The sequence below is a fragment of the Roseibium suaedae genome (assembly GCF_900142725.1).
Lineage (GTDB): Bacteria > Pseudomonadota > Alphaproteobacteria > Rhizobiales > Stappiaceae > Roseibium > Roseibium suaedae.
In genome coordinates this window covers 99,825-126,379 of the sequence record NZ_FRBW01000004.1, presented here as the reverse complement: position 1 = coordinate 126,379, position 26,555 = coordinate 99,825, and the positions used below count along the sequence as shown (strand labels likewise).

28 protein-coding genes are annotated in these 26,555 nt (G+C 60.6%); 17 read left to right on the top strand and 11 right to left on the bottom strand.

Going from position 1 to position 26,555, the window contains the following annotated elements; genetic code table 11:
- Positions 1–7: 7 nt before the first annotated feature.
- The gene (fabB, locus tag BUA94_RS16965) at positions 8–1,231 is read right to left on the bottom strand and encodes a beta-ketoacyl-ACP synthase I (RefSeq protein WP_073014535.1); all 1,224 of its coding nucleotides are present in this window, start codon (positions 1,229–1,231) and stop codon (positions 8–10) included.
- Between the two features lie 124 nt (positions 1,232–1,355).
- Positions 1,356–1,862, bottom strand: a complete 507-nt coding sequence (gene fabA, locus BUA94_RS16960; RefSeq protein ID WP_073014534.1) for a 3-hydroxyacyl-[acyl-carrier-protein] dehydratase FabA — start codon at positions 1,860–1,862, stop codon at positions 1,356–1,358.
- A 372-nt stretch (positions 1,863–2,234) separates the two neighbouring features.
- Here fabA and irrA point away from each other — a divergent pair, with 372 nt between their 5' ends.
- Complete coding sequence (irrA, locus tag BUA94_RS16955) at positions 2,235–2,666, top strand: iron response transcriptional regulator IrrA (protein ID WP_073014878.1); 432 nt, start codon at positions 2,235–2,237, stop codon at positions 2,664–2,666.
- Here irrA and BUA94_RS16950 read toward each other — a convergent pair.
- Together BUA94_RS16950 and nth are read right to left on the bottom strand one after the other, a co-directional pair.
- Positions 2,632–3,198 carry a GNAT family N-acetyltransferase gene (locus tag BUA94_RS16950; RefSeq protein WP_073014533.1) on the bottom strand — a complete coding sequence of 189 codons (567 nt, stop codon included), beginning with the start codon at positions 3,196–3,198 and terminating at the stop codon, positions 2,632–2,634. The genes irrA and BUA94_RS16950 overlap by 35 nt on opposite strands.
- Positions 3,198–4,016 (bottom strand): endonuclease III, encoded by an 819-nt coding sequence (gene nth / locus BUA94_RS16945; protein ID WP_073014532.1) that lies wholly within the window; start codon positions 4,014–4,016, stop codon positions 3,198–3,200. Before nth ends, BUA94_RS16950 begins: the two co-directional genes overlap by 1 nt.
- Before the next feature lie 52 nt (positions 4,017–4,068).
- Here nth and BUA94_RS16940 point away from each other — a divergent pair, with 52 nt between their 5' ends.
- Positions 4,069–4,572: a DUF2244 domain-containing protein gene (locus BUA94_RS16940; protein WP_073014877.1), complete on the top strand. Its 504-nt coding sequence runs from the start codon at positions 4,069–4,071 to the stop codon at positions 4,570–4,572.
- Between the two features lie 96 nt (positions 4,573–4,668).
- Positions 4,669–5,001, top strand: a complete 333-nt coding sequence (locus tag BUA94_RS16935) for a hypothetical protein (RefSeq protein ID WP_073014531.1) — start codon at positions 4,669–4,671, stop codon at positions 4,999–5,001.
- A gap of 5 nt (positions 5,002–5,006) precedes the next feature.
- Here the strand turns inward: BUA94_RS16935 and BUA94_RS16930 are convergent, their stop codons facing one another.
- Positions 5,007–6,182, bottom strand: coding sequence for an MFS transporter (locus BUA94_RS16930; protein ID WP_073014876.1), 1,176 nt, complete (start codon positions 6,180–6,182; stop codon positions 5,007–5,009).
- A gap of 172 nt (positions 6,183–6,354) precedes the next feature.
- Here BUA94_RS16930 and BUA94_RS16925 point away from each other — a divergent pair, with 172 nt between their 5' ends.
- Positions 6,355–7,002, top strand: a complete 648-nt coding sequence (locus BUA94_RS16925) for a DUF2799 domain-containing protein (RefSeq protein ID WP_073014530.1) — start codon at positions 6,355–6,357, stop codon at positions 7,000–7,002.
- Between the two features lie 3 nt (positions 7,003–7,005).
- Here BUA94_RS16925 and mutS read toward each other — a convergent pair whose 3' ends face one another.
- Positions 7,006–9,735: a DNA mismatch repair protein MutS gene (gene mutS, locus BUA94_RS16920; protein ID WP_073014529.1), complete on the bottom strand. Its 2,730-nt coding sequence runs from the start codon at positions 9,733–9,735 to the stop codon at positions 7,006–7,008.
- A gap of 136 nt (positions 9,736–9,871) precedes the next feature.
- Between mutS and BUA94_RS16915 the strand changes: the two genes are divergently transcribed.
- The gene (locus BUA94_RS16915) at positions 9,872–12,163 is read left to right on the top strand and encodes an NADP-dependent malic enzyme (protein WP_073014875.1); all 2,292 of its coding nucleotides are present in this window, start codon (positions 9,872–9,874) and stop codon (positions 12,161–12,163) included.
- A 6-nt stretch (positions 12,164–12,169) separates the two neighbouring features.
- On the opposite strand, the gene BUA94_RS16910 is transcribed toward BUA94_RS16915, so the two are convergent.
- A complete protein-coding gene (locus BUA94_RS16910) occupies positions 12,170–12,487 on the bottom strand; it encodes a type II toxin-antitoxin system RelE/ParE family toxin (RefSeq protein ID WP_073014528.1) in 318 nt (105 codons plus the stop codon).
- A complete protein-coding gene (locus BUA94_RS16905) occupies positions 12,474–12,719 on the bottom strand; it encodes a type II toxin-antitoxin system ParD family antitoxin (protein WP_073014527.1) in 246 nt (81 codons plus the stop codon). The genes BUA94_RS16910 and BUA94_RS16905 overlap by 14 nt, the downstream gene beginning before the upstream one ends.
- 143 nt (positions 12,720–12,862) lie before the next feature.
- Between BUA94_RS16905 and BUA94_RS16900 the strand changes: the two genes are divergently transcribed.
- From BUA94_RS16900 to BUA94_RS16870, 7 genes are all read left to right on the top strand, one after another.
- Positions 12,863–13,531, top strand: a complete 669-nt coding sequence (locus BUA94_RS16900; protein WP_073014526.1) for a phosphoribosylanthranilate isomerase — start codon at positions 12,863–12,865, stop codon at positions 13,529–13,531.
- Positions 13,528–14,742: a tryptophan synthase subunit beta gene (gene trpB, locus BUA94_RS16895; protein WP_073014525.1), complete on the top strand. Its 1,215-nt coding sequence runs from the start codon at positions 13,528–13,530 to the stop codon at positions 14,740–14,742. The genes BUA94_RS16900 and trpB overlap by 4 nt, the downstream gene beginning before the upstream one ends.
- 230 nt (positions 14,743–14,972) lie before the next feature.
- On the top strand, positions 14,973–15,197 hold the full coding sequence (locus tag BUA94_RS16890) for a DUF1127 domain-containing protein (RefSeq protein ID WP_073014524.1): 225 nt from the start codon (positions 14,973–14,975) through the stop codon (positions 15,195–15,197).
- A gap of 173 nt (positions 15,198–15,370) precedes the next feature.
- The gene (trpA, locus tag BUA94_RS16885; RefSeq protein ID WP_073014523.1) at positions 15,371–16,204 is read left to right on the top strand and encodes a tryptophan synthase subunit alpha; all 834 of its coding nucleotides are present in this window, start codon (positions 15,371–15,373) and stop codon (positions 16,202–16,204) included.
- A gap of 93 nt (positions 16,205–16,297) precedes the next feature.
- Positions 16,298–17,200 carry an acetyl-CoA carboxylase, carboxyltransferase subunit beta gene (gene accD, locus BUA94_RS16880; protein ID WP_073014522.1) on the top strand — a complete coding sequence of 301 codons (903 nt, stop codon included), beginning with the start codon at positions 16,298–16,300 and terminating at the stop codon, positions 17,198–17,200.
- A gap of 116 nt (positions 17,201–17,316) precedes the next feature.
- Positions 17,317–18,633, top strand: a complete 1,317-nt coding sequence (locus BUA94_RS16875) for a bifunctional folylpolyglutamate synthase/dihydrofolate synthase (RefSeq protein WP_235860630.1) — start codon at positions 17,317–17,319, stop codon at positions 18,631–18,633.
- Positions 18,634–18,721: 88 nt separating this feature from the next.
- Positions 18,722–19,987, top strand: a complete 1,266-nt coding sequence (locus tag BUA94_RS16870) for a hypothetical protein (protein WP_073014520.1) — start codon at positions 18,722–18,724, stop codon at positions 19,985–19,987.
- 3 nt (positions 19,988–19,990) lie between these two features.
- Here BUA94_RS16870 and BUA94_RS16865 read toward each other — a convergent pair whose 3' ends face one another.
- Both BUA94_RS16865 and BUA94_RS16860 read right to left on the bottom strand, forming a co-directional pair.
- Positions 19,991–20,923 carry a methylated-DNA--[protein]-cysteine S-methyltransferase gene (locus BUA94_RS16865; protein ID WP_073014519.1) on the bottom strand — a complete coding sequence of 311 codons (933 nt, stop codon included), beginning with the start codon at positions 20,921–20,923 and terminating at the stop codon, positions 19,991–19,993.
- Positions 20,924–21,004: 81 nt separating this feature from the next.
- Positions 21,005–21,457: an Lrp/AsnC family transcriptional regulator gene (locus tag BUA94_RS16860; protein ID WP_073014518.1), complete on the bottom strand. Its 453-nt coding sequence runs from the start codon at positions 21,455–21,457 to the stop codon at positions 21,005–21,007.
- A 144-nt stretch (positions 21,458–21,601) separates the two neighbouring features.
- Between BUA94_RS16860 and rocF the strand changes: the two genes are divergently transcribed.
- Together rocF and BUA94_RS16850 are read left to right on the top strand one after the other, a co-directional pair.
- Positions 21,602–22,531, top strand: a complete 930-nt coding sequence (gene rocF / locus BUA94_RS16855; RefSeq protein WP_073014517.1) for an arginase — start codon at positions 21,602–21,604, stop codon at positions 22,529–22,531.
- Positions 22,532–22,533: 2 nt separating this feature from the next.
- On the top strand, positions 22,534–23,619 hold the full coding sequence (locus BUA94_RS16850; RefSeq protein WP_073014516.1) for an ornithine cyclodeaminase: 1,086 nt from the start codon (positions 22,534–22,536) through the stop codon (positions 23,617–23,619).
- Positions 23,620–23,823: 204 nt separating this feature from the next.
- Here BUA94_RS16850 and pyrF read toward each other — a convergent pair whose 3' ends face one another.
- Complete coding sequence (pyrF, locus tag BUA94_RS16845) at positions 23,824–24,558, bottom strand: orotidine-5'-phosphate decarboxylase (protein ID WP_073014874.1); 735 nt, start codon at positions 24,556–24,558, stop codon at positions 23,824–23,826.
- Positions 24,559–24,782: 224 nt separating this feature from the next.
- Here pyrF and hisB point away from each other — a divergent pair, with 224 nt between their 5' ends.
- The 3 genes from hisB to hisH are packed head-to-tail and all read left to right on the top strand — an operon-like array spanning position 24,783 to position 26,549.
- The gene (hisB, locus tag BUA94_RS16840; RefSeq protein ID WP_073014515.1) at positions 24,783–25,376 is read left to right on the top strand and encodes an imidazoleglycerol-phosphate dehydratase HisB; all 594 of its coding nucleotides are present in this window, start codon (positions 24,783–24,785) and stop codon (positions 25,374–25,376) included.
- A gap of 13 nt (positions 25,377–25,389) precedes the next feature.
- Complete coding sequence (locus BUA94_RS16835) at positions 25,390–25,899, top strand: DUF2628 domain-containing protein (RefSeq protein WP_208980138.1); 510 nt, start codon at positions 25,390–25,392, stop codon at positions 25,897–25,899.
- Positions 25,896–26,549, top strand: a complete 654-nt coding sequence (hisH, locus tag BUA94_RS16830) for an imidazole glycerol phosphate synthase subunit HisH (protein ID WP_073014514.1) — start codon at positions 25,896–25,898, stop codon at positions 26,547–26,549. The genes BUA94_RS16835 and hisH overlap by 4 nt, the downstream gene beginning before the upstream one ends.
- Positions 26,550–26,555 lie beyond the last annotated feature (6 nt).

The following is a 26,555-nucleotide window of genomic DNA, read 5'->3' as shown; positions in this document are numbered from 1 at the left end:
GCTCTCCTCAGCCGTGATAGCGCGACATGGCGAGGGAGGCATTGGTGCCGCCGAAGCCGAAGCTGTTGGACAGAACAGTATCCAGACCGGCATTGTCGATGCGCTTGGTCGCGATTTCGCCAGCCTTCAGTTCCGGATCCAGTTCGGTGATGTTTGCGGATGCGGTGATGAAGTCATTCTGCAGCATCAGCAGGCAGTAGATGGCTTCCTGAACACCGGTTGCGCCCAGGCTGTGGCCGGTGAGCGACTTGGTCGAGGAGACCGGCGGCTGGTTTTCACCGAACACGCGGCGGATCGCCTGGATTTCGCCGATGTCACCGACCGGGGTCGAGGTGCCATGGCTGTTGATGTAGTTGACCTTGCGATCGCCCAGGGTGCTGGTCGCCACGCGCATGCAGCGCTCGCCGCCTTCTCCGGACGGAGCCACCATGTCGTAGCCGTCGGAGTTTGCGCAGTAACCCGTGACTTCAGCGTAGATCTTCGCGCCGCGGGCCTTGGCATGCTCCAGCTCTTCCAGAACTACCACGCCGCCGCCGCCAGCGATAACGAAGCCGTCACGGGTCGCGTCATAGGCACGCGATGCGGTCTGCGGGGTGTCATTGTACTTGGAGGACATGGCGCCCATGGCGTCGAACAGACAGGACAGGGTCCAGTCCAGTTCCTCGCCGCCGCCGGCGAACATCACGTCCTGCTTGCCGAACTGGATCTGTTCTGCGGCAGAACCGATGCAATGGGCGGAAGTGGAGCAGGCCGACGTGATGGAATAGTTGATGCCCTTGATCTTGAAGGGCGTCGCCAGACAGGCCGAGTTGGTCGAGCTCATGCCGCGGGTGACCATGAACGGCCCCATGCGCTTGGGCGACCCCTTCTCGATGACGATCTGATGCGCCTGGAACAGGTTCTTCGTCGACGGACCGCCGGATCCCATGATCAGGCCGGTGCGCTCGTTGGAAACGTCCTTGTCTTCCAGGCCGCTGTCTTCGATCGCCTGCTGCATGGCGATGTAGTTATAGGCCGCGCCGTCGCCCATGAAGCGGAGCTGACGCTTGTCAACGTGGGAAGCAATGTCGATGGTCGGCATGCCATGCACCTGACTGCGGAACCCGTGTTCTGCATAGTCTGGAGCAAAGGTGATGCCGGATTTGCCTTCGCGCAGGCTTTCCAGAACTTCCTGGGTGTTGTTGCCGATGGACGACACGATACCCATTCCGGTGATGACAACCCGCCTCATTGCGGTCTCCTATCTTTCTTGAAGCAATGCCTGCCCCATGTAGGGATGAAGGCCGCCGTCAAAAAGTTGTCCCGCGCCGGAAAGCGCGGGATCTTATTTTTGGTTATGAGCCAGAAAGGCCCGCTTACTGCTTGGCCAGGCCGACGCGCAGATCCGTTGCCTTGTAGATTTGCTCGCCATCGGCCTTCAGCCAGCCATCTGCAATTCCGAGAACCAGGCGGCCCTTCATGACGCGCTTGAAGTCGATACCGTATTCGACCTTCTTCACGCTCGGGGTCACCATGCCCTTGAACTTCACTTCACCGGTGGACAGGGCCATGCCCTTGCCTTCGAGGCCGAGCCAGCCGAGGTAGAAGCCGGTGAGCTGCCACATGGCATCCAGGCCAAGGCAGCCCGGCATCACCGGGTTGCCCTGGAAATGGCACGGGAAGAACCAGAGATCCGGGTTGATGTCGAATTCGGCGCGGGCATAACCCTTGTCAAACTCGCCGCCGGTTTCGGAAATGTCGGTAATCCGGTCAAACATGAGCATCGGAGGCAGCGGCAACTGCGCATTGCCTTCGCCAAAAAGCTCGCCCCGTGCACAGGCGAGAAGATCCTCATAGGTGTAGCTGGAGCGCCGATCGGTCATTCGAGTTCCGTTCTTTTTCCCTAGCAGCTCATAATTCCGACGAAATATGAGCCAAGATGTTGGTTCTACCCGATTTGTTAGGGGGCTTTCCTAACACAGGGGAACGAGGTCCGAAAGATCATGTTGGGGGTTAGTTGCCGCATCTTGAAGGGGGCTTTCGGGCTGAACCTCGTTTTTTTAACAGGGTGCGGTGCACTGTAACCAACGGGAAGCAGGCGAAGCTGGCGTTTAAAAAACTTGCATGTGCGGGCCAAGAAATGCCAGATAAGGGAGGTTGCGGTTTGCTTTGTAATTAAGCAGACCAGTTACTACTTGGCAAAAGAGCGGCCAATACGGCAGCGGACGGGATAAGACTTGGGAATGACCGACACGATGCAATCACATCTTGCCGACCATCATCACAATGTGACCGACATGCTGCGGGATGCTGGATTGCGCCCGACCCGTCAGCGCGTTTCGCTTGCCGAACTGCTGTTCTCTCAGGGCGACCGGCATATCTCCGCGGAAATCCTCCATGAGGAAGCCGTTCAGGCGGATGTGCCCGTGTCTCTCGCCACGGTCTACAACACGCTGCACCAGTTCACGGAAGCTGGTTTGCTGCGGGAAGTCGCGATCGACGGCACCAAGACCTATTTCGACACCAACGTGTCAGACCACCATCATTTCTTCGTGGAAGGCGAGAACGTTGTTTTCGACATTCCGGCAGATGGTGTGGGCATTGGCCGCATCCCCGCAGCCCCCGAGGGCATGGAAGTCGTGCGGGTCGACGTCATTGTCCGGCTTCGCCACAAGCGCAAGCGCTGAGCGGTTTCTCAAAATAATCCGAAACACTGCCGATAGACTCCAGCCTGCGCTGGCCGTCCCGGATAAATCCGAGATCCGTCAGGAGCTTGGCTGACCGTTCGTTGTCCGGATCGATGATGGCACAAAGCCGGTCGAGCTTCATGATCTCCCGGGCAAAGGCGATCGCGGCACCGGCCGCTTCCCGGGCATAGCCTTTGCCATGCTGGGCCGCCAGGAATGCGTAGCCCAGATCCGGGCAATCCAGCTCTTCCCGCACGATCAGGCCGCAAATCCCGATCGGTTCTCCCGTGTCCAGCCTTTCGACGACCCACAGACCTGTGCCGTATTTCTCGAAACGGGGCAGAGACCGGACCTTGATAAAGGCTTCGGCAGTGCGGATCGTCCGGACCTTTGTATCTGTGATGAAGCGGATGTAGTCAGGCTCGTTGAGAAGCGCCAGGTAGAAGCGTGCATCCTTGAGTTTTGGAAGACGCAGGCGCAGCCGTCCGGTTGGCTCGGGCAAGGGGAGCTTTGCCAAGGCGGAAGAAGTCATCAATCGTCCAGACAGGTCTTGCCGGCGGCAACCAGAGCAGCGGTCTTCAAGGCAATTTCGGGAATGGCGTCGAAATGCTCACGTTCCGGACTGCGGCACAGGTCATAGATCACGCAGCGGCGGCATTCCGGCTTGCGGGCCTTGCAGATGTAGCGGCCATGCAGGATCAGCCAGTGATGGGCATGCAGGCTGAATTCCATCGGAACGGCCTTTTCCATCGCCTTTTCCACCTCGAGCGGGGTCTTGCCGGGAGCGATGCCAATCCGGTTGCCGAGCCGGAACAGATGGGTATCGACGGCAATCGTCGGGTGGCCGAAATAGATGTTCAGCACCACATTGGCCGTCTTGCGGCCAACGCCTGGCAGCAGCTCGAGCGCCTCCCGGTCATCCGGCACTTCGCCGCCGTGATCGCGGATCAGCTGCTCCGACAGGAGGATGACGTTTTTCGCCTTGGTCTTGAACAGACCGATGGTGCGGATTTCTTCCCGCACACGGTCTTCGCCCAGGGCGACCATCTTTTCCGGCGTGTCGGCGATCTGAAACAGGGTCTTCGTTGCCCGGTTCACCCCGACGTCGGTTGCCTGGGCAGACAGGACCACGGCGACCAGCAGGGTGAAGGCATTCACATAATCCAGTTCGCCCTTGGGCTCCGGGTTGTCGGCATGAAAGCGCTGGAAAATCTCAAGGGTTTCCGCGCGCGTGTAGCGCGGGCGCTTGAGCACCTTGCCAGGTTCGGCAACCGAGGGAGCCTTGCGGGTTTTGGCGGCCTTTGCCTTGGGGGTCTTGGCTGCCTGCTTTGTGATCTTTGAAATCGCCATGACCCCTCTATAATCTCAGCGCATGACCTTCGCCAATCCGAAAGCAGATCGCATGCAGGACGCTGAAGACAGAAACCGCGAGGAGGACCGGCCTTTCTTTGAGGCGGTTCTGACCCCTTACCGCTCTCTCAGCCCGCGCGGCTTCATGATTTTCATGCTTTGCATTGCTGCGGTCAGCTTTGCGAGCGGGATTCTGTTTCTGTCCATTGGTGCCTGGCCGGTGTTTGGTTTCTTCGGCTTGGATGTCCTGCTGCTCTGGGCCGCCTTCCGCATGAACTATGCCTCTGCCCGCCGCTATGAAGAGGTGAGCCTTTCCGCCCATGACCTCGTGATCCGAAAAGTGTCTCCGGGAGGCAAGTCTCTGGAATACCGCTTTAATCCCGCCTGGGTCCGGCTTGTTGTCGACCGGGTCGAGGACGAGGGAGTGGTCAGGATCAGCCTGATGAGCCGGGGGGAAACAGTCAGCATCGGAGCGTTTCTTAATCCGGATGACCGGACGAGTTTCGCAGGGGCAATGGTCAATGCGCTGGCGGTGGCCAAGGCGGGCCGGATCTGAAGGACGCTCATGCGTCAACGTCCGGAATTTGGGCAGACGGTTTCTGTCTGGTTGTACTAGAGTTCAGCAGCAACCGATCTTCAGAAGGGCGCTGCCATGCCAGAGTTCAGACTTCCGCTTTCCGGTGATGTCACCCAGTCCATCAATCCCTGGTTCGACATGTTCAAAGCGATCGGCAGCCAGTTTGGCCTGATCAACATCAACCTCGGACGGTCCCCCGCTCCTGAAATCGAGCAGAAAGTGCTCATGGAAGTCGGCAGCTATGGCCGGCAGCTCGGCCGGATGGGCGAAGCGTTGACTGTTCTGATCGACAAGCTTGAGCCGAAGCTGGAAGGTCTGAGCAAAGAGGAAAGGCTTGCGCTTGATGCCTTCCGGGTGATGCAGGCGGAAATCAGCCAGATCAAGGCGGATCATCGTCAGTCAGCCTGAAGCCGTCACCGTCTGGCAGCACCGACCTTGCGGGTCAGGAGCAGCGTGAAAAAGGCTCCTGCGCCGACCATTGCCGCGACATAGACAACCGTTCGAAAATCCGTTGCGCTGGCAATGATGCCCATGGACACACTGCCAATCATGGAGCCCATGAACAGGCAGTTCATGTAGATTGCCGTTGCCTTGCCGGGTTGGGTCGGAATGAAGTCCTGGATATAGGTGATGCTGACGCCGGCAAAGAGACCGTAGTACAGCCCCTCCAACAAGGCGGTCGCGATGGCACCGTGCTGGGTTTCGATCTGGCTCATCATCAGAAAGACGACAACAGACAGGGCAGCGGCAATCAGCAGGATCGGACGGGAGCCGGTGATCTGGACCAGCCGGGGCGCCGTGAATATCGCAATCACCTCCACCAGGCATTTGGCGGTCAGCATCAATCCCGGGGTTGAGCCTGGCAATCCGATTTCCTTGATCGTGTAGATCGGCAGGGCCGCGGTGAAGAGCACGTTTCCAAGCGCGAAGAGCGTGCAAGCCAGCGCAGCCAGCCAAAGGGGCCAGTCAAATCCGACCGTCGCCGGTCCGATTTCCTTGCGCTCTGGTGCCCGGTACGTCGCCGGGACGATGAAATGCCACATGGCGAGCCAGAGAACCCCCAGAATTGCAGAAATCAGGTAGGTCTTCTGAAACCCGAATTGGGCAATGAGGATGAAACTTGCTGCCGGGGCGAGCATCCAGGCAAAGGATGTGGAGCTGCGCAGCAACGAGTTGTAGCGCGGCACGTTGAGGGCGGATTCCACCGCATAGAGCCGGCCGTAGCTGAAGGTCGTCGCGCTGGCACTGTTGGCCAGGGCCATCAGGGGCGCGCCGCACAGGACCAGAACGGCAAAGCTCGGTCCAAGAGCCAGGATGGTGGCAAATAGCGTATAGCCCGCCACTGCGACGCCCAGCAGCCAGCGGATCGGAACCCGGTTGTCGATCATCCGCCCGAACTGGCGGTTCACCACCATGGTCAAGGGCGTTGCCAGGCCGGTGTAGATCCCGATTTTCCAGGCGGGTTCATTCAGCCCTTCCACAATGAAGAAACCCATCGCCGGAATGAGGGATGACAGGCAGGCCGTGCCAAAGCACAGCAGGCACACGATCCTGACGCCTTGAGGCGTCAACGACTGGCTGAGAAACATGATGATCAAGAACCGCAGAAGGCGACCGGGCCGTAGGAGAGCGTCCGGAATAAGAATGCCACTATAACGCGATTTGCCGGTTTTGCCACCTCAGATCTGAATTGCTGGCCGTCACGGGATGTGCGAAACAAGCGGTATTGTTTGAATTTTCTTAAGTTTGGCTGGGTTGATTATGAAAGTGTTTTTGGGGGGAATTGCAGCGCTTTTCGCGGTGCTGCTGCTGGCAGGTTGTGAGACCGTTTCCAAGGAACAATGCGTTGCCGGTGACTGGGTCGCCCTGGGCAAGGCAGATGGCGCCAACGGCTATCCGACGTCCCGGCTTTCGGACATCGTCAAGGATTGTGGGCGTCATGGCGTCACGCCGGACACGGACCAGTACATGTCGGGATGGAACCAGGGCGTCCAGATCTATTGCACGCCGATGAATGGCTACAATGTCGGCCGTCAGGGCAAGAGCGCCTCGCCGGTCTGTCCGCCGCAAATGGCCAGCTCCTTCGAGTATGCGCATTCGCTGGGCAGCCGGATCTGGCAGGCCCGCAGCAAGGTTGAAGACCAGCAGCGCCGGGTGCGGGACCTCGACAACCGCATCAGCCGGCTCAACAGCGATGTGAGCGGCCTGTCCTGCTCCGGCAAGGATGGGGATGAGCTGAAGGCCTGCCGGCACAATGTGCATCGCCGCCGCCAGGATCTTCAGGATGCACGGTTTGACCTTCAGGACGCCCGCTGGCGTCTGTCGGAGGCGCAGCGGTTCTATGACGAAACCGAGCGGACCGTGAGCGCGGAAGCAGCCCGCACCATTCCAGGCTACGGCGTGCAATAAGGCTTACGCTTTGGACGCCTGTCTTGCAGCTTTCAGCTTGTAAAGGGCGTCCAGAGCTTCCCGTGGGGTCAGATCATCCGGGTCGATACCGTCCAGCGTGACTTCCACGGCACTTGGCCCTTGGGCTTCGGCGGAATTGGCCTGTGCCTTGGGCTGCGTGAAGGCTGCGAACAGCGGCAATTCATCGATCAGGGATTCTGCCGGTGAGCGCCGGTCCTGCTCTTCCAGCTGGCTGAGCACGGCCTTGGACCGTTCCACCACGCTGGACGGCAGGCCGGCGAGCTTGGCAACCTGGATCCCGTAGGACCGGTCTGCAGCACCCGGCACGATTTCGTGCAGGAAGACAACGTCTCCCTTCCATTCCTTGACCAGAACCGTGGCATTGGACAGCCGGTCCAGTTTCTGGCTGAGGGCGGTCAGCTCGTGATAGTGGGTCGCGAAAAGAGCGCGGGACTTGTTGACCTCGTGCAGGTGTTCAATGGTCGCCCAGGCGATGGAAAGACCATCGAAAGTGGCGGTTCCGCGCCCGATCTCGTCCAGAATGACGAGCGAGCGGTCCCCCGCCTGATTGAGGATTGCAGCGGTTTCCACCATCTCGACCATGAAGGTCGACCGGCCCCGTGCCAGGTCATCCGCAGCACCGACGCGGGAAAACAGCCGGTCAACCACGCCGATATGGGCACTGGCGGCCGGGACGAAAGCGCCCATCTGGGCCAGAACAGCGATCAGGGCGTTCTGGCGCAGGAAGGTCGACTTACCGGCCATGTTCGGACCGGTGATCAGCCAGATCCGGCCGGTTCCGCCCTGCGTTTCCGGACCAAGGTCCGCATCATTGGCAACGAAGCTCTGTCCGCCTGACGCTTTCAGCGCCTGTTCCACCACCGGATGGCGGGCTGCCTTGATCTCGAAAGCCCGGCTGTCATCGACCAGCGGGCGCACATAGCCGCCTTCCTGGGCAAGCTTTGCCAGGGCTGCGGACACATCGAGGATCGACAGGCCATAGGCGGCCGCCTTGATCGCTTCACCGGAGGCGACAATCGCTGCCGCAAGACGGTCGAAGATTTCAAACTCGATCGCCTGTGAGCGTTCTCCTGCGCTGGCAATCTTGGATTCCAGATCCGCCAGCTCCGTTGTGGTGAAGCGCATCGCACCGGCCATGGTCTGGCGGTGAATGAAACGGCCCGGATCTGCCGTCAGTTTTTCTGCCTGGGCGCTGGGCGTCTCGATGAACCAGCCGAGCACGTTGTTGTGCTTGATCTTCAGGGATCTGAGGCCGAGCTCTTCTGCATAGTCGGCCTGAAGCTTGGCGATCACCTTGCGGGATTCATCCCTGAGCGCACGAAGCTCGTCGAGATTTGCGTCATAGCCGGAGGCAACAAATCCGCCATCACGCTTCAGAAGCGGCGGATCTTCCTTGATCGCACGGCTAAGCTCCTGGCCGAGCGCATGGGGGGCCTGTTCCAGGCTGGTCCGGGCGGCTTCGATCTCTGCTGGAATGGCCGTGTTTCCGGAAGCGGTCTGGTCCAGCAGCCGCTTTGCCGCTTCAAGGCCCAGCGAAATGGAAAGGATATCCCTTGGGCCGCCGCGCTGAAGGGCAATTCGGGACAGGGCACGGGCCATGTCCGGCGCGCCCTTCAGCGTTTGCCGCAAGCCTTCGCGCATGATCTCGTTATCGAGGAAGAATTCGACCGCGTCATGCCGCCGTCCGATCTCGCCGACATTCAGCAAGGGCCCTGCCAGCCGGCTTGCCAGAAGACGCGAGCCACCACCGGTCACGGTCCGGTCGATGGTTGCCAGAAGACTGCCCTGCTTTTCGCCGCCGAGGGTTCGGGTCAGCTCCAGATTGGCGCGGGTCGCCGGATCGATGAGCATCCGCCCGGCTCCAGCTTCCCGGACCGGGGGATCCAGCGGCGGACGCTCGCCAAGCTGGGTTTTCTCGATATAGGCCAGGATACCCGCAGCGGCAGAGAGTTCCGGCCGGGAAAATGTCCCGAAGCCATCGAGGGTCTTCACCCCGAAATAATGGGCGAGCCTGTCGGTGGCCGTCGAACTGTCGAAGAAGGCGCGGGGAACCGGGGACAGAGCGGCACCGGATTGCTGCGCCAGATGCCGGATCTCGGTTTCCTGAAGCAGGTTGTCCGGCAGGATCAGTTCTCGCGGGGAGATCTGTGCCAGATCCGCGGCCAGCCGCTGGTCATCGGATTCCGAGACCTGGAACGAGCCGGTGGACATGTCGATCCAGGCAAGGCCATAGACACTGTCACCGGTCAGGGAGCCGCCGCGCAGCCGGGTCAGGCCGCACAGGAAGTTGTTCGCGCCGGAATCCAGCAGCCGCTCTTCCGTCAAGGTGCCCGGCGTCACGAGCCGGATGACATCGCGCCGGACCACGGACTTGGAGCCGCGCTTCTTCGCTTCTGCCGGATCTTCCATCTGTTCGCAGACGGCAACCCGGTGGCCGAGGGCGATCAGCTTCTGCAGATAGTCGTCAGCCGCATGCACCGGAACACCGCACATGGGAATGTCTTCGCCCAGGTGCTTGCCGCGCTTCGTCAGTGTGATGCCCAGCGCCCGCGAGGCGATCTCCGCGTCTTCAAAGAAGAGCTCGTAGAAATCGCCCATCCGGTAGAACAGCAGGCTGTCCGGATTGGCGGTCTTGATCTCCACATATTGCGCCATCATGGGCGTAACGCGGGTATCCGCTGGAGCGGTTTCGGGCATCGGATTTTGTGACATGGGGCGAACCTAGCAAACCCACCGGCCGCTTTCACAATGACCTTGCACGATGACGCCTTGAGCCTGAAATTTTCAGGGGATAAGGTCTTGGTTCCAGCGGCTGGTGACAGCCGAAAAAAAGGGAAACGCCAAAGACATGTCCGCTACTGACAAGCCGAAGAAGTCGTCAAAAACCTCCGTCAGTTTCACCGATCAGGAAGCACTGCTGTTTCACAGCGAAGGCCGTCCGGGCAAACTGGAAATCACGCCCACCAAGCCGATGGCGACCCAGCGGGATCTGTCCCTCGCCTATTCTCCCGGCGTGGCGGTACCTGTGCGCGCCATTGCGGAAGATCCCAGCCGCGCCTTTGACTACACCACCCGAGGCAACCTTGTGGCGGTCATCTCCAACGGCACAGCCATTCTGGGCCTTGGCAATCTTGGCGCTCTTGCGTCCAAGCCGGTGATGGAAGGCAAGTCGGTCCTGTTCAAGCGCTTTGCCGACGTGGACTCCATCGACCTGGAAGTCGACACGGAAGACGCGGACAACTTCATCAATGCCGTCCGTTACCTCGGCCCATCCTTCGGCGGCATCAATCTGGAAGACATCAAGGCACCCGAGTGCTTCATCATCGAACAGCGCCTGCGCGAGCTGATGGATATTCCGGTTTTCCATGATGACCAGCATGGCACCGCCATCATCGCGGCGGCAGGCATGATCAATGCCCTGCATCTGACCGGCCGGGACATGAAGACCGTCAAGGTTGTCTGCAACGGCGCGGGCGCAGCGGGCATTGCCTGTATTGAACTGGTCAAGGCCATGGGCATTCCCCATGACAACGTCATTCTCTGCGACACCAAGGGTGTCATCTACAAGGGCCGCACCGAGGGCATGAACCAGTGGAAGTCCGCGCATGCTGTCGAAACGGATGCGCGTTCCCTCTATGACGCCTTGAAGGGTGCGGATGTTTTCCTGGGCGTGTCCGTGAAGGGAGCTCTCACGTCGGACATGTTGCGCGCCATGGCGCCGAACCCGATTATTTTCGCCATGGCCAATCCGGATCCGGAAATCACCCCGGAAGAGGCGCATGAAGTGCGCGACGATGCCATCGTTGCGACCGGCCGGTCGGATTATCCGAACCAGGTCAACAATGTCCTCGGCTTCCCTTACATCTTCCGCGGCGCGCTGGATGTTCAGGCCACCACGATCAACGATGCGATGAAGGTCGCCTGCGCCCATGCGCTGGCCTCACTGGCGCGGGAGGAAGTGCCGGATGAAGTGGCGGCAGCCTATCGCGGCAACCGTCCGAAGTTTGGCCCCGAGTACATTATCCCGGTGCCTTTCGACCCGCGTCTGATCTCGACCATTCCGCCTGCCGTTGCCCAGGCGGCGATGGACAGCGGCGTTGCCCGGCGTCCGATCGTCGACATGGACCAGTACCGGCACCAGCTGTCTGCCCGCCGGGATCCGGTGGCCGGAACCCTGCAGCGGATCTTCTCCAAGGTCCGCCAGATGCCCAAGCGCATGGTCTTTGCCGAGGGCGAGGAAGAGCCGGTGATCCGCGCAGCGGTCAGCTATGTGAACCAGGGGCTCGGCGAGGCCATTCTGATTGGCCGTGACGATGAAATCCGCTCGGTCGCCCAGGCTGCCGGTGTGGATCTGGACCGTCCCGGCATCTCGATCCAGAACGCGCGTCTTTCCAACCGCAACAGCGATTATGCGCAGTTTCTCTATGGCCGCCTGCAGCGCAAAGGCTATCTGCTGCGTGATTGCCAGCGCATGGTCAACAACGACCGCAACTACTGGGGCGCCATCATGGTTGCCCGGGGAGATGCGGATGCGATGGTGACCGGGATCACCCGGAACTACTCGGTCGCGCTGGATACGGTCCGTTCCTGTATCGACACCAAGCCCGGTCACCGCGTCATCGGCGTTTCGCTGGCTCTGGCCCGTGGCCGGACGGTCCTGATCGCGGATACGGCGGTGATCGACATGCCGACCTCCGAAGAACTGGCGGATATTGCCGAAGAGGCAGCTCATGTCGCCCGCAAGCTCGGCTATGAGCCTCGTGTTGCCATGCTGGCCTATTCCACCTTCGGCCACCCGCGCGGCGAACGGTCGGAAAAGGTCATCGAAGCGGTCAAGATCCTGGACCGCCGCCGGGTCGACTTCGAGTATGATGGTGAAATGGCCGCAGACGTCGCCCTGAACATGGACAAGATGGCGACCTATCCGTTCTGCCGTCTGAGCGGTCCGGCGAATGTTTTGGTGATGCCTGCCTTCCACTCCGCCTCCATCTCCACCAAGATGCTGCAGGAACTGGGCGGTTCCACCGTCATCGGCCCGCTTCTGGTCGGTTTCGACAAGCCGGTGCAGATCGTGCCCATGGGCGCTAAGGACAGCGACATCGTCAATATGGCCGCGATTGCAGCGTTCAATGTGACGTAAGGCAGATCAATCGAGGGCGCTCAGAATGGCTTGCCAGTTCTGGGCGCCACCGAGAAGACGCAGGATAATCACCTCGTCCCTCTCCATGGTGTAGACGATGAGATGGCTCCGGTGAGGATGGATACGGACGGGAGGCGTGAATTCGGTTCGTTCCCGTGCCATGTCGGGAGAGACAGCGATTGTCTCGAACAGATGGGAAAGTTCGTCGATATAGATGTCCGCCTGATCTGATGACCAGGTCTCGGCCGAGTACCGCCAGATTTCTTCAAGATCGCCCAATGCCTTGGGCGTGAGACGGTAGCGTTGCTTCTCAGGAGCCGGCATGGCGTTGGCGCATGGCTTTCTTGAACTCGGCTGCATTGAACACTTCAGGTTTTCCGCTGTCAGCCCCTTCTGAAATTGCAGCCTGCAAGGTCTGGATTGCCGATTGCCGCTCGTGATCCTTGCGGATCAAGTCCCTGACATAATCGCTGGAGTTGGCATAGCGGCCCTCGCGCGTCTGTTTTTCGACCCAGGCTTTCATCTGGTCCGGAAGGGAAACGTTCATGGTCGCCATGTCGGCAAGTCTCCGTGTGGACGAGTGGTTCCAGGGCATCATCCGTTGAAATGGCAAAGTTTGTCAAACCTGGTGGGTCACTCGGAACGCCGTGGCCGCGATTACCTGATGCATTTCAGGGATCTGCCCGTTAGAAAGAACGCATGAGCAATCTCACTATAAAAATCTGCGGGCTTTCGACGGAAGAGACCTTGGCCACGGCGCTGGATGCGGGCGTGGACATGATCGGTCTGGTGTTCTTTCCCAAGAGCCCGCGTCACGTGAGCCTGATGGATGCCTGCAAGCTTGCGGATCAGGCGCGCGGCAAGGCGGAAATCGTCGCCTTGACCGTCGATATGGATTTCGACGGGCTGTCCCGGATCAACGAACTGGTCCGTCCGGACTGGTTCCAGTTTCATGGTCAGGAAAGCCCGGAATATTGCGCTGTCGCCAAAAGCGCGTTTCCGCAGAAGATCATGAAGGCGCTGGGCGTTTCAGAGCCGGATGACCTTGAAAAGGCACGCGTCTATGAGCCTGTTGTCGACCGGATCCTGTTTGATGCCAAGCCGCCTGCCGGTTCCGATCTGCCGGGCGGCAACGGGGTCTCCTATGACTGGACCATTCTGAAAGGCCTTGACCTTGGAAAGCCCTTCATGCTTTCCGGTGGGCTGGATGCCGCCAATGTGGCGGAGGCAATCACCCGGAGCGGGGTGAGTGCCATTGATGCGTCCTCCGGCGTCGAGCGGGAGAAGGGCGTCAAGGACAATGAACTTATCCGCGCATTCGTGGCAGCGGCCCGAAGCGCACAGGTGTCGGGGAGTAACGAGCAATGACGTCGCTGGCAAACAGCATGCGGAACGGTCCGGACGAACGTGGCCATTTCGGCATTTTTGGCGGCCGTTATGTGGCCGAAACGCTGATGCCGCTGATCCTCGACCTGGAGCAGGCCTATAAGGATGCCAAGGCGGATCCGGCGTTTGCTGCCGAAATCGAGCATCTCAACAAGCATTACACCGGCCGGCCCTCGCCGCTCTATTTTGCCGAGCGGCTGACCGAGCATCTCGGCGGCGCGAAGATCTATTTCAAGCGCGATGAGCTGAACCACACCGGTTCGCACAAGATCAACAACTGCCTGGGCCAGATCCTTCTGGCCAAGCGCATGGGCAAGACCCGGATCATCGCCGAAACCGGCGCCGGCCAGCATGGCGTGGCGACCGCGACCGTATGTGCCCGCTTCGGCCTGCCTTGCGTCGTCTACATGGGCGCAACCGACGTCGAGCGTCAGAAGCCCAACGTCTTCCGCATGAAGCTTCTGGGGGCTGAAATCGTACCGGTCACCGCCGGGGCTGGCACGCTGAAGGACGCCATGAACGAGGCGCTGCGCGACTGGGTTACCAACGTCGACGACACCTATTACCTGATCGGTACGGCGGCAGGTCCGCATCCCTATCCGGAAATGGTTCGGGATTTCCAGTCGGTGATCGGCGCAGAAACCCGTGAGCAGATGCTGGAAGCCGAAGGCCGTCTACCGGATGCGCTGGTGGCTGCTGTTGGCGGCGGGTCCAATGCGATCGGCCTGTTCCACCCGTTCCTGGACGACGAAAACGTCAAGATCTACGGCGTGGAAGCTGGTGGCCGTGGGCTTGACGGCGAAGAGCATTGCGCATCGCTGACCGCCGGCAAGCCGGGCGTTCTGCATGGCAACCGCACCTATCTGCTGCAGGATGACGATGGCCAGATCCTCGAAGGTCACTCGATTTCCGCAGGCCTCGACTATCCGGGCATCGGACCCGAGCACTCCTGGCTGAAGGAAATCGGCCGCGTGAACTATGTGCCGATCATGGATGATGAGGCGCTTGCAGCCTTCCAGATGCTGACCAAGGTCGAGGGGATCATTCCGGCTCTCGAGCCTGCTCACGCGCTTGGCCATGTCATCAAGCTTGCGCCGACCATGAGCAAGGACCAGATCATCGTCATGAACCTGTGCGGCCGTGGGGACAAGGACGTCTTTACCGTCGGCAACATGCTGGGCTTTGATCTCTAATAAGCGCCCCAAGGGCAGATCTTGAAACGCGGCTGGTTTCCGGCCGCGTTTCTTCTTGTTTAGAGTGCTTGGCAAACCCATTCCAAAACCGCAATGCTGCTGCGCAATAGTGTATGTTGCGATGCGGCATAAAAGGGCTATCTTAGGGTCAACACAGACGGACAGACCCGACCACGACCCGCAAATGGGCCCGGATCTTCCTTGAACCTCCAGGACAAGGGGCACATCCCATGGCTATCTCAGTTTCCTCCTCTCCGTTTGACGCAGTTGCAAGCGCCTTTTCCCACGCTGGCTCCACGCTGCTCGCCATTCTCGAAGAATTCGGCCGCGCCCGCGCTGCCAAGGCTCTCTACGGTGAACTCTCTGTTCTCAGCGATGCAGAGCTGGCCGAAATGGGCCTGAAGCGCGACGAAATCACCAACACGGTCTATTCCCGCGTTTACGACGTCCGCTAAAGCCAAGGTGGCGTCTTGAAGGGTTTCGGCAGCAGCTTCAGTCAGCTTGCTGCCGGAAATCAGGCTTCGAAGGTGCCAAGGCGGATTGACAGCGGGGGACCCTGCCCCCTACATCCAACCGGATGTGAAAGCCGCCACATGCGGGCTTTGCCGAAAAGCAGGGTAGAGAATTCATGACGGAAACGCGTATCGATCGCCGCTTCAAGGCGTGTGCAGATCAGGGACGTCCCGCCTTGGTGACCTTCATCACCGCAGGCGACCCAGATCTGGAAACCTCGCAGGCGATCCTGAATGCGCTTCCGGCAGCCGGTGCCGATGTCATCGAGCTCGGCATGCCCTTCTCAGATCCCATGGCGGAAGGTATTCCGATCCAGCTCGCCACCCAGCGTGCGCTGGCAGCCGGCCAGACCATGGAAAAGACATTCCAGATGGTCCGCCGTTTCCGCGAGACGGATCAGGACACGCCCATCATCCTCATGGGCTATTACAATCCCATCTACATCCGTGACCCGAAGAAGTTTGTCGTCGACGCCCGTGAAGCCGGGGTTGATGGCCTTATTGTCGTGGACATTCCGCCGGAAGCCGATGACGAGCTTTGCATTCCGGCACTGGAAGCAGGCGTGAACTTCATTCGTCTGGCGACGCCGACCACCGATGACAAGCGTCTACCGGCGGTCCTCGCCAACACCTCCGGCTTTGTCTATTATGTCTCGGTGACCGGTATCACCGGATCCAGTAATCTGAACGCAACAAACGTTTCGTCTGCAGTTGCCCGGATCAAGTCGCACACGGATCTGCCGGTTGCTGTCGGCTTCGGTGTGAAGACGGCTGACGATGCTGCCGCGATCGGCAAGAACGCAGATGGCGTGGTTGTCGGCTCTGTGCTGGTCAGTGCAATTCGGGACAGCCTTGATGATGCCGGAAAGGCAACGGACAAGACTGTCGCCGCAGTGACGGATCTCGTTGCATCGCTTGCTGGCGGTGTCGCACGGGCGCGTGGCGTCTGAGCGGATCTGAACCCAATTTGATGTCTGCAAGGCACGGAGCTTGTATCCGTTTCGTGCGAAAGGCAGACGCGTAACAAAAACGGACGCGACCTCGTGAACTGGATCAACTCCCTCGTACGGCCGAAAATCCGCGATCTTCTGAAGAAGCGGGATGTGCCGGAAAACCTCTGGATCAAGTGCCCGGAAACGGGTGAGATGGTCTTCCACCGGGATCTGGAAGCAAACCTGTGGGTCGTGCCGAATTCCGGCCATCACATGAAGATGCCTGGCCGCAAGCGTCTGGAAAATCTCTTCGACAACGGCTCCTACGACAAGGTCGAGACGCCGGAGGTTCATGCCGATCCGCTGAAGTTCCGCGACACCAAGCGCTATGCCGACCGTCTCAAGGAATACCGCACCAAGACCGGCGAAGATGATGCGGTTCTGGTGGGCAAGGGTCTGGTAAATGGCGCTCCGCTGACCGCCGCCGTTCAGGACTTTGCCTTCATGGGCGGGTCTCTCGGCATGGCTGCCGGTGAAGCGATCCTGACCGGCATGATGGCCGCTGTCGAAGCCCACACACCTTTCGTGCTGTTCGCGGCTTCCGGCGGCGCCCGCATGCAGGAAGGCATCCTGTCGCTGATGCAGATGCCGCGCACGACCGTCGGCATCCAGATACTGCGTGAAGCTGGCCTGCCCTACATCGTGGTTCTGACCAACCCGACCACCGGCGGCGTCTCCGCCTCCTATGCGATGCTGGGCGATGTTCACATTGCCGAACCGGGTGCGCAGATCGGTTTTGCCGGCCGCCGCGTGATCGAGCAGACCATTCGCGAGAAGCTGCCTGAAGATTTCCAGAGCGCTGAATACCTGCTGGATCACGGCATGGTCGACATGGTGGTCAAGCGCCACGATCTGAAGAAGACGATTTCGACCATCTGCGACATCCTGATGAAGCGCGAAATCGAATTGCCGGCTCTGCCTGGCCCTGAAGAGGTTCCGGCGGAACCTGCATAAGTCTGCTAGCGCTCCCTGCTGCCGACTGGCCTGGCAGGGAGCAGCCAAGCATCGAACTGACAGGGAACGGGGCGGCTTGAGGTCTTCCTTCCCGCCAAAGGATCCGTGAGGGCGCCTTGGATCAAATCACCGCCATCCTTGATCGTTTGCCGGCTTTGCATCCGAAGGAAATCGACCTTTCCCTCGGCCGCATGCATCGCCTGCTGAAAGCCTTGGGTTCTCCCGAAAAGCGGCTGCCACCGGTCATTCACATTGCCGGCACGAATGGCAAGGGCTCCGTGACCGCCACCATGCGGGCGATCCTGGAAGCCTCGGGCAAGCGCTGCCACGTCTACACCTCGCCGCATCTGGTGTCGTTCAACGAGCGGATCCGGATCGGTACCACCGGTGAGTTCGTGTCTGATCCCCAGCTCTTCGAGGCGCTGAATGTCTGCGAAGAGGCCAATGGCGGCGAAGAAATCACCTTCTTCGAAATCACGACTGCTGCGGCTTTCTGGCTGTTTGCCGAAAATCCCGCGGATGTCCTGCTGCTGGAAGTCGGGCTTGGCGGGCGCCTGGACGCGACCAATGTGATCGATGCACCGCTTGTTTCGGTGATTACGCCGATCTCCATGGACCACGAGAAATATCTGGGTGAGCGCCTTGCTGACATTGCAGCGGAAAAGGCAGCTATCATCAAGCAGGGGTGCCCTGCAGTGGTTGCACCGCAGGAAGACGAAGTGCTGCGCGTGGTCGAGCGGGAAGCGGCCCGCAAGCGTGCGCCCCTGCAACGTTTCGGGCAGGATTTCACGGCCATGTCCGATCAGGGCCGCCTGGCCTTCCAGGACGAGGACGGCTTGTTCGATCTGCCGATGCCGAGCCTGATTGGCAGTCACCAGATCACCAATTCCGGCATGGCCATTGCGGCCGTGAAGGCAGCCGGGCTTTGGCCAGGTGAGGAAATCGCGGCCAAGGGGCTGCGGTCGATCAACTGGCCGGGACGCCTGCAGCCGCTCGTTCATGGCCCGCTCGTTGACAAGTGCCCTGCCGGAGCAGAAATCTGGCTCGACGGCGGTCACAATCCGGGAGCCGGCGTGACCATTGCCGCTTTCATGGGCGAGCAGGAAGAGCGGTCTCCCCGTCCGCTCTACATGATCTCCGGCATGCTGACGACCAAGGACCCGGTCGGATTTTTCCGGCCCTTTGAAGGGCTGGTCCGGCATGTGGCAACCGTGCCAATCTCTACGACCAACAACGGCCGTGATCCGTTTGAGCTGGCTGATTTTGCCCGTGTGGCCGGGCTGGAAGCGACGCCCTTTGCAACGGTCGAGGCGGCTATTGCCGATATCCTTGCCTGCGCTGCCAAGGATGGCGAGGCACCGCGCATATTGATTTGCGGTTCACTCTATCTGGCAGGTGAGGTTCTTGCGGCCAACGGCATGCCCCCGCGCTAAATTTGTCAGTTTCCGGCCAAAGCCGTTTTTTGCTCGTATTTCCGACAAACCGGAGCGCTAGGGGCTGGAGCAAACGGAGACGGATCTAATGCGTGTGACCCTGAAATCCTCCTTGGCAGGTGTTCTGGCTGCCGCGCTGATGTTCACTAGCGTGAGTAGTCAGGCGCTTGCTTTCAGCGACGAGTATGAAAGCGCGCCCGAGCAGGCACCAGCCGCCATACTCGAAGGGGTCGAGGCAGGTGCGGGATATCAGGTGGAAACACCGGTCCGCAGCGATGGCTTCATGCGTCTTTATGACATCCGCACCACGGCCGGTACGGAGCATCTGTCCGGTGACGGCTTGATCAAGCTGCGCATCCGGGAACTGCAGGTCTTGCATGTTCTGGAGGGGCTTGAGACCCAGAAGACCTTTCTGGACGGTCTGAAGGAAGCAGCCAAGCAACCGGCGAGTTTTGTTGAAAGCACGGTTTCCGATCCGATCGGCACGGCCAAGAGCACGGTTTCCGGGGTTGGGCGGCTGTTTTCGCGGATCGGCAAGGGTGTGGAAGAGGCGGTTACAGGCCAGGGCGGATCGGCCACGGATCTCGCCCGGTCCATCACCGGCCAGGCCCGGGCCCGACGCGAACTGGCGCTCAAGCTCGGCGTTGATCCCTACACCACCTATCCGCCGCTTTCCGCCAAGCTGGATCAGGCCGCGACCGTGTCGACGGCAGGAAACCTGAGCGTCAGCGCGATCATGGCGCTCATTCCCGGCGGCATCGTCACCAATGCTCTGGGCAGCGCCGATAACATGCGCACGCTCATCGTGGACAGCACACGCAACGAACTCGAACAGCGGGCAGTTGCAGTTCTCCGGGATCTGCGGATTTCCGATGACGTGATTTTCGAACTCTCCCGCAACACCAACTATACGCCTTCCGAGCGCGTGGTGCTGGCCTACCAGCTTCAGACCCTGTCCAGCCTAGAGGGACTGCAGCTTCTGGCGGCCAAGGCCGCTGCTGCCCAGACCCGTGACGAGGCATATTTCCAGCTTCGCCGGGTGGTTTTGACCCGCTATTACAATGAAGGCGTTGCCTCGCTCGGCAGCATCCGCATGGTGGCTGGCTTCCCGATTGCCCTGCGCCGGGATGGAGCCGCAGCGCTGATCCTGCCGCTGGACATGGTGGCCTGGACCGAGGAAACGGCGTCTGCCTTCGTTCATCTGAACGAGGGTCTGAAAGCCTTGCCCTTCCCGCCCGATGGCGCGGACTTCCTGATCACCGGCGACATCACGCCGATGGCAGCCGAACGGATTGCCTCGCTTGGATGGCAGATCACCGCAGACATGCCGATGCCGGAAGGCCCTGTTTTCTAAAGCTCAGCTGCCGAAACCGGAGGTTTCGCCCAGTGCCGGGCCTGCAAAGCCGCTTTCCCAGCCAAGGATGGCGCGTTTGCGGGTCAGTCCCCAGTGATAGCCGCACAGGTCTCCCGTGCGGCCAAGGACACGGTGGCAGGGCACGACAAAGGACACGGGATTGCGCCCAACGGCTGTGCCGACGGCCCGTGAGGCCTTGGGGTTGCCCAAGCTGCTGGCAATATCCGAGTAGGTGGTGGCCTTGCCCATCGGGATCTTCAAGAGCGTCTGCCAGACCCGGATTTCAAAGTCTGTTCCGATCAGGACGATGTTGAGCGGCGTTTCTGCGTGCCATTGGGCCGGGTCGAAGATCCGGCCTGCCATGGTTGACGTCGCGGTCTGATCCTGCACATAGACAGCCTTGGGCCAGCGCTGGCACATGTCCGCAAGGGCGGTCTCTTCTTCGCCCGGGTCCGCAAAGGCAAGACCCGCAAGGCCTCTGTCGGTCATCATCAGAAGGGCCTGACCGAAGGGGCTCGGATGAAACCCGTATTTCAGGGTCACGCCCGCGCCGCGGTTGCGATAGTCGCCGGGCGTCATGGCTTCATGGGTGACGAACAGATCATGCAGCCGCCCTGCCCCTGACAGTCCGACCTCGTAGCTCGCATCGAGGACGCTGGCCGCATCGCGCAGCAAGGCCTTGGCATGGTCGAGCGTGATGGCCTGAAGGAACTGCTTGGGCGTCAGGCCGGCCCAGCGCGAGAAGACCCGTTGCAGCTGGATTGGCTGAAGCCCTGCCTCGCGGGCGAGCTCTTCCAGATCCGGCTGGGACCGCCAGGTCTTCGTGATCCGCTCCAGCGTTTGCCGGACGATCTGGTAATTCGCCTCTGCTTCTGCGCCGAGGGCAATCGACCTGGCGTTGGCTGTGAGGGTCGAGAGGTCGGGTTGCTTGGTCATGGGCCGTCTGCCTGATGCATTCAATCTGGCACGAGCTTAGTCCCGCCAGCGCAGGAGAGGCCACCCGTTTTGCGATTTCCCTTAGTCTTGCCGGGCGCGCCCTGCTCCGGCTGGTGACTTGCGAGTGGACAGAAGCAGGTTGGTTTCGGAGGACGCAATGCCCTCGATCATGCGGATGCGGTTGAGCACCTCATCAAAACTGGCAAGGTCATGGGTCGCGATTTCTAGAACCAGATCCCATTTGCCATTGGTCGAGTGAATGGCCCGGATTTCGGTCATGGCGCTCAGGGTGCGCGTCACCGGATCCGTGTTCCGCCCGGCGATTTCCACCAGCATAATGGCCCGGACTGGCAGGTCACGCCAGTCATCCCTGAGAACAGCAGTAAAGCCCAGGATCTCTCCGGAGCCGGTCAGCCGTTCCATCCGCGAGCGTACGGTCGCGCGGGAAACCTTCAGATCCGTCGCCAGATCGGAAACAGATCTGCGGCCATCAGAACGCAGAATGGAAATCAGGTTGAGGTCCAGTTCATCCATGCTTTCTACTCATTTTGATAAGAATGAATAACCAGATTGATAACTTAGATGCTCTTTTTGATCAAGTGATCCGATTTACTCCGCCGCTTCCGCCTGTCATCCTTTTGGGACTTGTTTCCTGAGGAGGAGGAAAGCCCCGTGACCATGCCCCCGATCGTTCTTGTTGGAGCGCCTGTAGAGGCTGGCGCGGGGCGCAGGGGCTGCCTGATGGGGCCGGACGCCTATAGAAGCGCCGGTCTGAAAGAGGCCCTCACCCAGCTTGGTCATTCTGTCAGCGATCTCGGCAACCTGACGATGGAGCCAGTGCGCGACATCTCGCACAGCAATCCTGTCCTGAAGAACCTTGCCGACGTCACCGGCTGGACCCGCGCGTTGCATTCAGCGGCTCTCGACCTTGGCTCAAAGCCGGTCTTCCCGGTCTACATGGGCGGGGATCATTCCATCGCTCTTGGGACGGTGACCGGACAGGCCAGTGCTGCGGCTGCCAAGGGTCGTCCTCTTTTCGTGCTTTGGCTGGATGCCCATTCGGACTTTCACAGTTTCGAGACGACGGAAAGCGGCAACCTGCATGGCACGCCCCTCGCTTTCGCTTGCGGTCTGCCCGGCTTTCCTGATCTTCTGAACGGCCGGCCCCGTCATCCGGTGAATCCGGCGAATGTCATGATCTTCGGTGCAAGATCCATTGATCCGCATGAGCGGGATCTCCTGCTGGAGCATGATGTCAGCGTCTGCGACATGCGGATGATCGACGAGAGCGGCGTGGCAGCGCTGGTGAAACCGTTCCTGGAACAGGTGTGTGCCGCGAACGGACTTCTCCATGTCAGCCTGGATGTCGACTTTCTGGAACCGGAAATCGCACCGGCCGTGGGTACCACCGTGCCTGGAGGCGCCACCTTCCGGGAAGCCCATCTGGTGATGGAAATGCTGCACGACAGCGGTCTCGTGACCTCACTCGACCTTGTCGAACTCAATCCCTTTCTTGATGACCGGGGCCGGACGGCCCGTCTGATGGTCGATCTCACCGGCTCGCTCTTCGGCCGCCGCGTGTTTGACCGTCCCACGCGGAGCTTTTGACCATGACTGACAAGACAACCAGCCTTCAGCCTTCGGCCCTTGCCTATGTGCCCTTTGTCAGCGTCGATGACATGATGAAGAACGTCCATGCCATTGGCGTTGAGGCCTTCATTCGTGGCCTTGCCGAATACATCGAGCAGGACTTCTTGCGCTGGGAGAGTTTCGACAAGAAGCCGCGTATTCCGGCGCATGCTCCGCAAGGGGTGATCGAGTTGATGCCGACCAGTGACGGCAAGACCTTCGGTTTCAAATACGTCAACGGGCATCCGGGCAACACCCAGGACGGCCGCCAGACCGTGACCGGCTTCGGGGTTCTGGCGGATCTCAGCAACGGCTATCCGGTTCTCTTCACCGAAATGACCATCCTGACGGCGCTGCGCACCGCGGCGACTTCTGCTTTGGCGGCGAAATATCTTGCGCCGGAACGGTCCAGAACCATGGCGGTGATCGGCAATGGCGCCCAGTCCGATTTCCAGTGCCTCGGCTTCAAGGCACTGCTCGGGATCACGGAAATCCGCGCCTATGACATCGATCCGGCAGCCAGCGTGCGTCTGGCGCGCAATCTCGCAGGCTCCGGTCTGAACGTGACCATCTGCAAGTCTCCGGAGGATGCCATCGAAGGGGCTCAGATCATCACGACGGTGACGGCCGACAAGCGCTGCAACACCATCCTGACCGACAACATGGTTGGTGCCGGCGTGCACATCAATGCGGTCGGCGGTGATTGCCCGGGCAAGACCGAACTGCACAAGGATATCTTGCTGCGGTCAGATATTTTCGTTGAATTTCCGCCCCAGACCCGCATTGAGGGCGAAATCCAGCAGCTGGACGCGGATTCCCCGGTGACCGAGCTCTGGCAGGTCTATTCAGGCCAGTTGCCGGGCCGGACCTCGCGCGATCAGATCACCCTCTTCGACAGTGTCGGCTTTGCCATTGAGGACTTTGCGGCCCTCCGCTTCCTGAAGGACCTTCTGCCGCGCACCGGTCATTACTCCAAGCTTGATCTGCTTGCCGATCCGGATGATCCCCGGGACCTCTTCGGCATGCTGATCCGCTCAAAGGAGCAGGGCAACGGCGCGGCGGCTTGAAATCCTGCCCATTGGTGGGGCGATGAGAATACTTGTGAAGGAAATTCGGCCCCTCTTCACGTCGTCATTCCGGGCTTGACCCGGAATCCATGCCGATCGGTCTCCTTTAAGTGAAGCTTTCCGCGGGGCACGGTTACGGCATGGATGCCATGGTCAAGCCATGGCAAGACGGAGGAGGATTGCAAAGGACTCTATAATTCCACTTCAAGCCTCTGCCAGAGCTTCCTCAATCTCTTCCAGAACCGCCGAAGCCGCAGCGCGGGGGTCGGCGGCGCGGCTGATGGGGCGGCCGATGACCAGGTAGTCGCTGCCTGCGCGGATTGCGTCGCCCGGTGTCATGATCCGCTTCTGGTCGCCTGCATCGCTTCCGGCCGGGCGGATGCCCGGGGTGACCATCACCAGACTGTCTCCCAGAACTGGGCGCATGGAGGCGGCTTCCTGGGGAGAGCAGACAATCCCGCCCATCCCGGCCCGGCGCGCATCGGCGGCACGGACGGAGACGAGTTCCGCCACCCTTCCCCGGTATCCTGCATCATGGAGATCCTGATCATCCATCGAGGTCAGGACTGTCACGCCGAGCAGGCAGAGATCGGTGACGCCTTCTTCCTGAAGCGCCTTGACGGCCGCCCGCATGGTCTTCGGGTAGGCGTGAAGGGTCATGAAGCGGACGCCCATCCTGGCGACGTTCTTCACGGCGCTGTAGATCGTGTTGTCGATGTCGTGCAGCTTCACGTCGAGGAAGATCTTGTGGCCTTCCGCTGCCAGCTGACGGGCAAGCTCCAGACCGCCCGCAAACTGCAGCTCCATGCCGATCTTGTAGACCCCGACAACCCCTTCCGTTGCCTTCACCAGCGCCCGGGCCTCTTCCACTGTCGGAACATCCAGGGGCAACATCAGGCGTTCAAGGGCGGACTGCGGTGTGAAGGGGCTAGACGTCATGATTTTTCTCCGGCGGCGGCTGATATCCGCGCGTTCGTAGCACCACTTGCTGTTGCGGACCAGCGTCAAAGGCTGTGCCTTGCCCGATGCCGTACCGGGAAAGCACTCGAATGCCTTGTTTCGCATCCGGTTAAGTGTTTCCTTGGCGGGATCGGCCTGCTAAAACGCGCCGGTCAGCCGGTAAACTCTCCCGTCCGGGGGACGGCCAATGGGAAGGAATATCGATGCGCACAGCGGCGATCTCGCGCAACACCAAGGAAACCCGTATTTCCGTAGAGATCAACCTTGATGGTTCGGGCGCCTATAACGTGGCGACCGGGGTCGGCTTCTTCGATCATATGCTCGAACAGCTTGCCCGCCATTCGCTCATCGACATGACCATCCGCGCCGAAGGCGACACCCATATCGATTTCCATCACACGGCCGAAGACACCGGCATTGCGCTCGGCCAGGCCATCCGCCAGGCGCTGGGCGACATGGCCGGCATCAACCGCTACGCCGATACCCATCTGGCGATGGATGAGGCCCTGACCCGCTGCGCGCTCGATGTTTCGGGCCGTCCGTTCCTGGTCTGGGACGTCAATTTCAGCCGTGACAAGGTTGGCGAGTTTGATACGGAGCTCTTCGAGGAGTTCTTCCGCGCTTTTACGATGAATGCCGGGATCACGCTTCACATCGCCAATCTTTATGGCTCCAATTGCCATCATATTGCCGAGACTTGCTTCAAGGCTGTGGCGCGGACCCTGCGCAAGGCGATCGAGATCGATCCGCGCCAGGCAAACCGCATTCCCACCACCAAGGGCCAGCTCGGCGGCTGAGGACGGCAGGCAGATGAGCAGCACTTATTATGTCATGGCTCCCCCGGACCTGAAGGATCCGGTGGCCAGTCCGCATGAAGCTGACCGTCTGGTGTTCGTGCCGGACCGGTTTTCCTGGCCTGCCTTTGCCTTCTCCATCATTTGGATCCTGTGGAACCGGCTCTGGCTGGTCCTCTTGGGATATCTGGTCGTTACCCTGGTTCTGGAAACTGCAGCTGCGGTGACCGGAGGGGCAGCGCCGATGGTGGCCGGCCTTGCCGTTTCCATCCTGTTCGGCTTTGAGGCCAACAGCCTGCGCCGCTGGTCCATGGAACGGGCCGGATGGCGGGTGCTGGGCCTTGCCTGCGGCAGCGACGAGACGGAGGCGGAACTGCGGTTCTTCCACGCCATGCAGAACAAGGCGGCCGGCAAGGCTGTCGTGCGGGAGACCCCGGCGCCGATCGTGCGCCTGTCGGGTATCATCCCGCGGATCGGAACTGAAAGAGTTGTCGGCCTTCCCCTGGGCCAGGAGACCAGCAGATGAGCATCGCGATCATCGATTATGGCTCGGGCAATCTGCGCTCGGCTGCCAAGGCTTTCGAGCGCGCTGCCCGTGACCATGCCCTCAATCCGGACGTCTTCGTGACGGCCGACCCGGACCGTGTCGCCAAGGCAGACCGTATCGTCCTGCCGGGCGTTGGCGCCTTTGCCGATTGCCGCCGGGGCCTGGCCGCCGTTGATGGCATGACGGAGGCCCTTGAAGAGGCTGTCCGGGTCAAGGGAACGCCGTTTTTCGGCATTTGCGTCGGCATGCAGCTGATGGCCAGCCGGGGTCTCGAGTTCGAGACCGTGGAAGGACTCGGCTGGATCGACGGCGATGTCACGGAAATGAAGCCAGCGGATGCCTCGCTCAAGATCCCCCACATGGGCTGGAACACGATCGACGTCCACCCGGAAAGCCATCCGGTGTTCAAGGGGCTGGAGACGGGACCGGACGGGCTGCACGCCTATTTCGTCCATTCCTTCCATTTCGCCACCGCCCGCCCGGAAGATCGGCTTGCGACCTTCGATTACGCCGGTACGTTTACGGCGATGATCGCGAAGGACAACATGATCGGCACCCAGTTCCACCCGGAGAAGAGCCAGCGGCTCGGTCTGGGCCTGATTGCCAACTTCCTCGAATGGACCCCCTGAACCGTT

What these genes read in the sequence shown, in the direction of transcription:
- fabB (WP_073014535.1), bottom strand. Translation starts at nt 1,231, where the DNA reads ATGAGGCGGGTTGTCATCACCGGAATGGGTATCGTGTCGTCCATCGGC.
- fabA (WP_073014534.1), bottom strand. Translation starts at nt 1,862, where the DNA reads ATGACCGATCGGCGCTCCAGCTACACCTATGAGGATCTTCTCGCCTGT.
- irrA (WP_073014878.1), top strand. Translation starts at nt 2,235, where the DNA reads ATGCAATCACATCTTGCCGACCATCATCACAATGTGACCGACATGCTG.
- BUA94_RS16950 (WP_073014533.1), bottom strand. Translation starts at nt 3,198, where the DNA reads ATGACTTCTTCCGCCTTGGCAAAGCTCCCCTTGCCCGAGCCAACCGGA.
- nth (WP_073014532.1), bottom strand. Translation starts at nt 4,016, where the DNA reads ATGGCGATTTCAAAGATCACAAAGCAGGCAGCCAAGACCCCCAAGGCA.
- BUA94_RS16940 (WP_073014877.1), top strand. Translation starts at nt 4,069, where the DNA reads ATGCAGGACGCTGAAGACAGAAACCGCGAGGAGGACCGGCCTTTCTTT.
- BUA94_RS16935 (WP_073014531.1), top strand. Translation starts at nt 4,669, where the DNA reads ATGCCAGAGTTCAGACTTCCGCTTTCCGGTGATGTCACCCAGTCCATC.
- BUA94_RS16930 (WP_073014876.1), bottom strand. Translation starts at nt 6,182, where the DNA reads ATGTTTCTCAGCCAGTCGTTGACGCCTCAAGGCGTCAGGATCGTGTGC.
- BUA94_RS16925 (WP_073014530.1), top strand. Translation starts at nt 6,355, where the DNA reads ATGAAAGTGTTTTTGGGGGGAATTGCAGCGCTTTTCGCGGTGCTGCTG.
- mutS (WP_073014529.1), bottom strand. Translation starts at nt 9,735, where the DNA reads ATGTCACAAAATCCGATGCCCGAAACCGCTCCAGCGGATACCCGCGTT.
- BUA94_RS16915 (WP_073014875.1), top strand. Translation starts at nt 9,872, where the DNA reads ATGTCCGCTACTGACAAGCCGAAGAAGTCGTCAAAAACCTCCGTCAGT.
- BUA94_RS16910 (WP_073014528.1), bottom strand. Translation starts at nt 12,487, where the DNA reads ATGCCGGCTCCTGAGAAGCAACGCTACCGTCTCACGCCCAAGGCATTG.
- BUA94_RS16905 (WP_073014527.1), bottom strand. Translation starts at nt 12,719, where the DNA reads ATGGCGACCATGAACGTTTCCCTTCCGGACCAGATGAAAGCCTGGGTC.
- BUA94_RS16900 (WP_073014526.1), top strand. Translation starts at nt 12,863, where the DNA reads ATGAGCAATCTCACTATAAAAATCTGCGGGCTTTCGACGGAAGAGACC.
- trpB (WP_073014525.1), top strand. Translation starts at nt 13,528, where the DNA reads ATGACGTCGCTGGCAAACAGCATGCGGAACGGTCCGGACGAACGTGGC.
- BUA94_RS16890 (WP_073014524.1), top strand. Translation starts at nt 14,973, where the DNA reads ATGGCTATCTCAGTTTCCTCCTCTCCGTTTGACGCAGTTGCAAGCGCC.
- trpA (WP_073014523.1), top strand. Translation starts at nt 15,371, where the DNA reads ATGACGGAAACGCGTATCGATCGCCGCTTCAAGGCGTGTGCAGATCAG.
- BUA94_RS16870 (WP_073014520.1), top strand. Translation starts at nt 18,722, where the DNA reads ATGCGTGTGACCCTGAAATCCTCCTTGGCAGGTGTTCTGGCTGCCGCG.
- BUA94_RS16865 (WP_073014519.1), bottom strand. Translation starts at nt 20,923, where the DNA reads ATGACCAAGCAACCCGACCTCTCGACCCTCACAGCCAACGCCAGGTCG.
- BUA94_RS16860 (WP_073014518.1), bottom strand. Translation starts at nt 21,457, where the DNA reads ATGGATGAACTGGACCTCAACCTGATTTCCATTCTGCGTTCTGATGGC.
- rocF (WP_073014517.1), top strand. Translation starts at nt 21,602, where the DNA reads ATGCCCCCGATCGTTCTTGTTGGAGCGCCTGTAGAGGCTGGCGCGGGG.
- BUA94_RS16850 (WP_073014516.1), top strand. Translation starts at nt 22,534, where the DNA reads ATGACTGACAAGACAACCAGCCTTCAGCCTTCGGCCCTTGCCTATGTG.
- pyrF (WP_073014874.1), bottom strand. Translation starts at nt 24,558, where the DNA reads ATGACGTCTAGCCCCTTCACACCGCAGTCCGCCCTTGAACGCCTGATG.
- hisB (WP_073014515.1), top strand. Translation starts at nt 24,783, where the DNA reads ATGCGCACAGCGGCGATCTCGCGCAACACCAAGGAAACCCGTATTTCC.
- BUA94_RS16835 (WP_208980138.1), top strand. Translation starts at nt 25,390, where the DNA reads ATGAGCAGCACTTATTATGTCATGGCTCCCCCGGACCTGAAGGATCCG.
- hisH (WP_073014514.1), top strand. Translation starts at nt 25,896, where the DNA reads ATGAGCATCGCGATCATCGATTATGGCTCGGGCAATCTGCGCTCGGCT.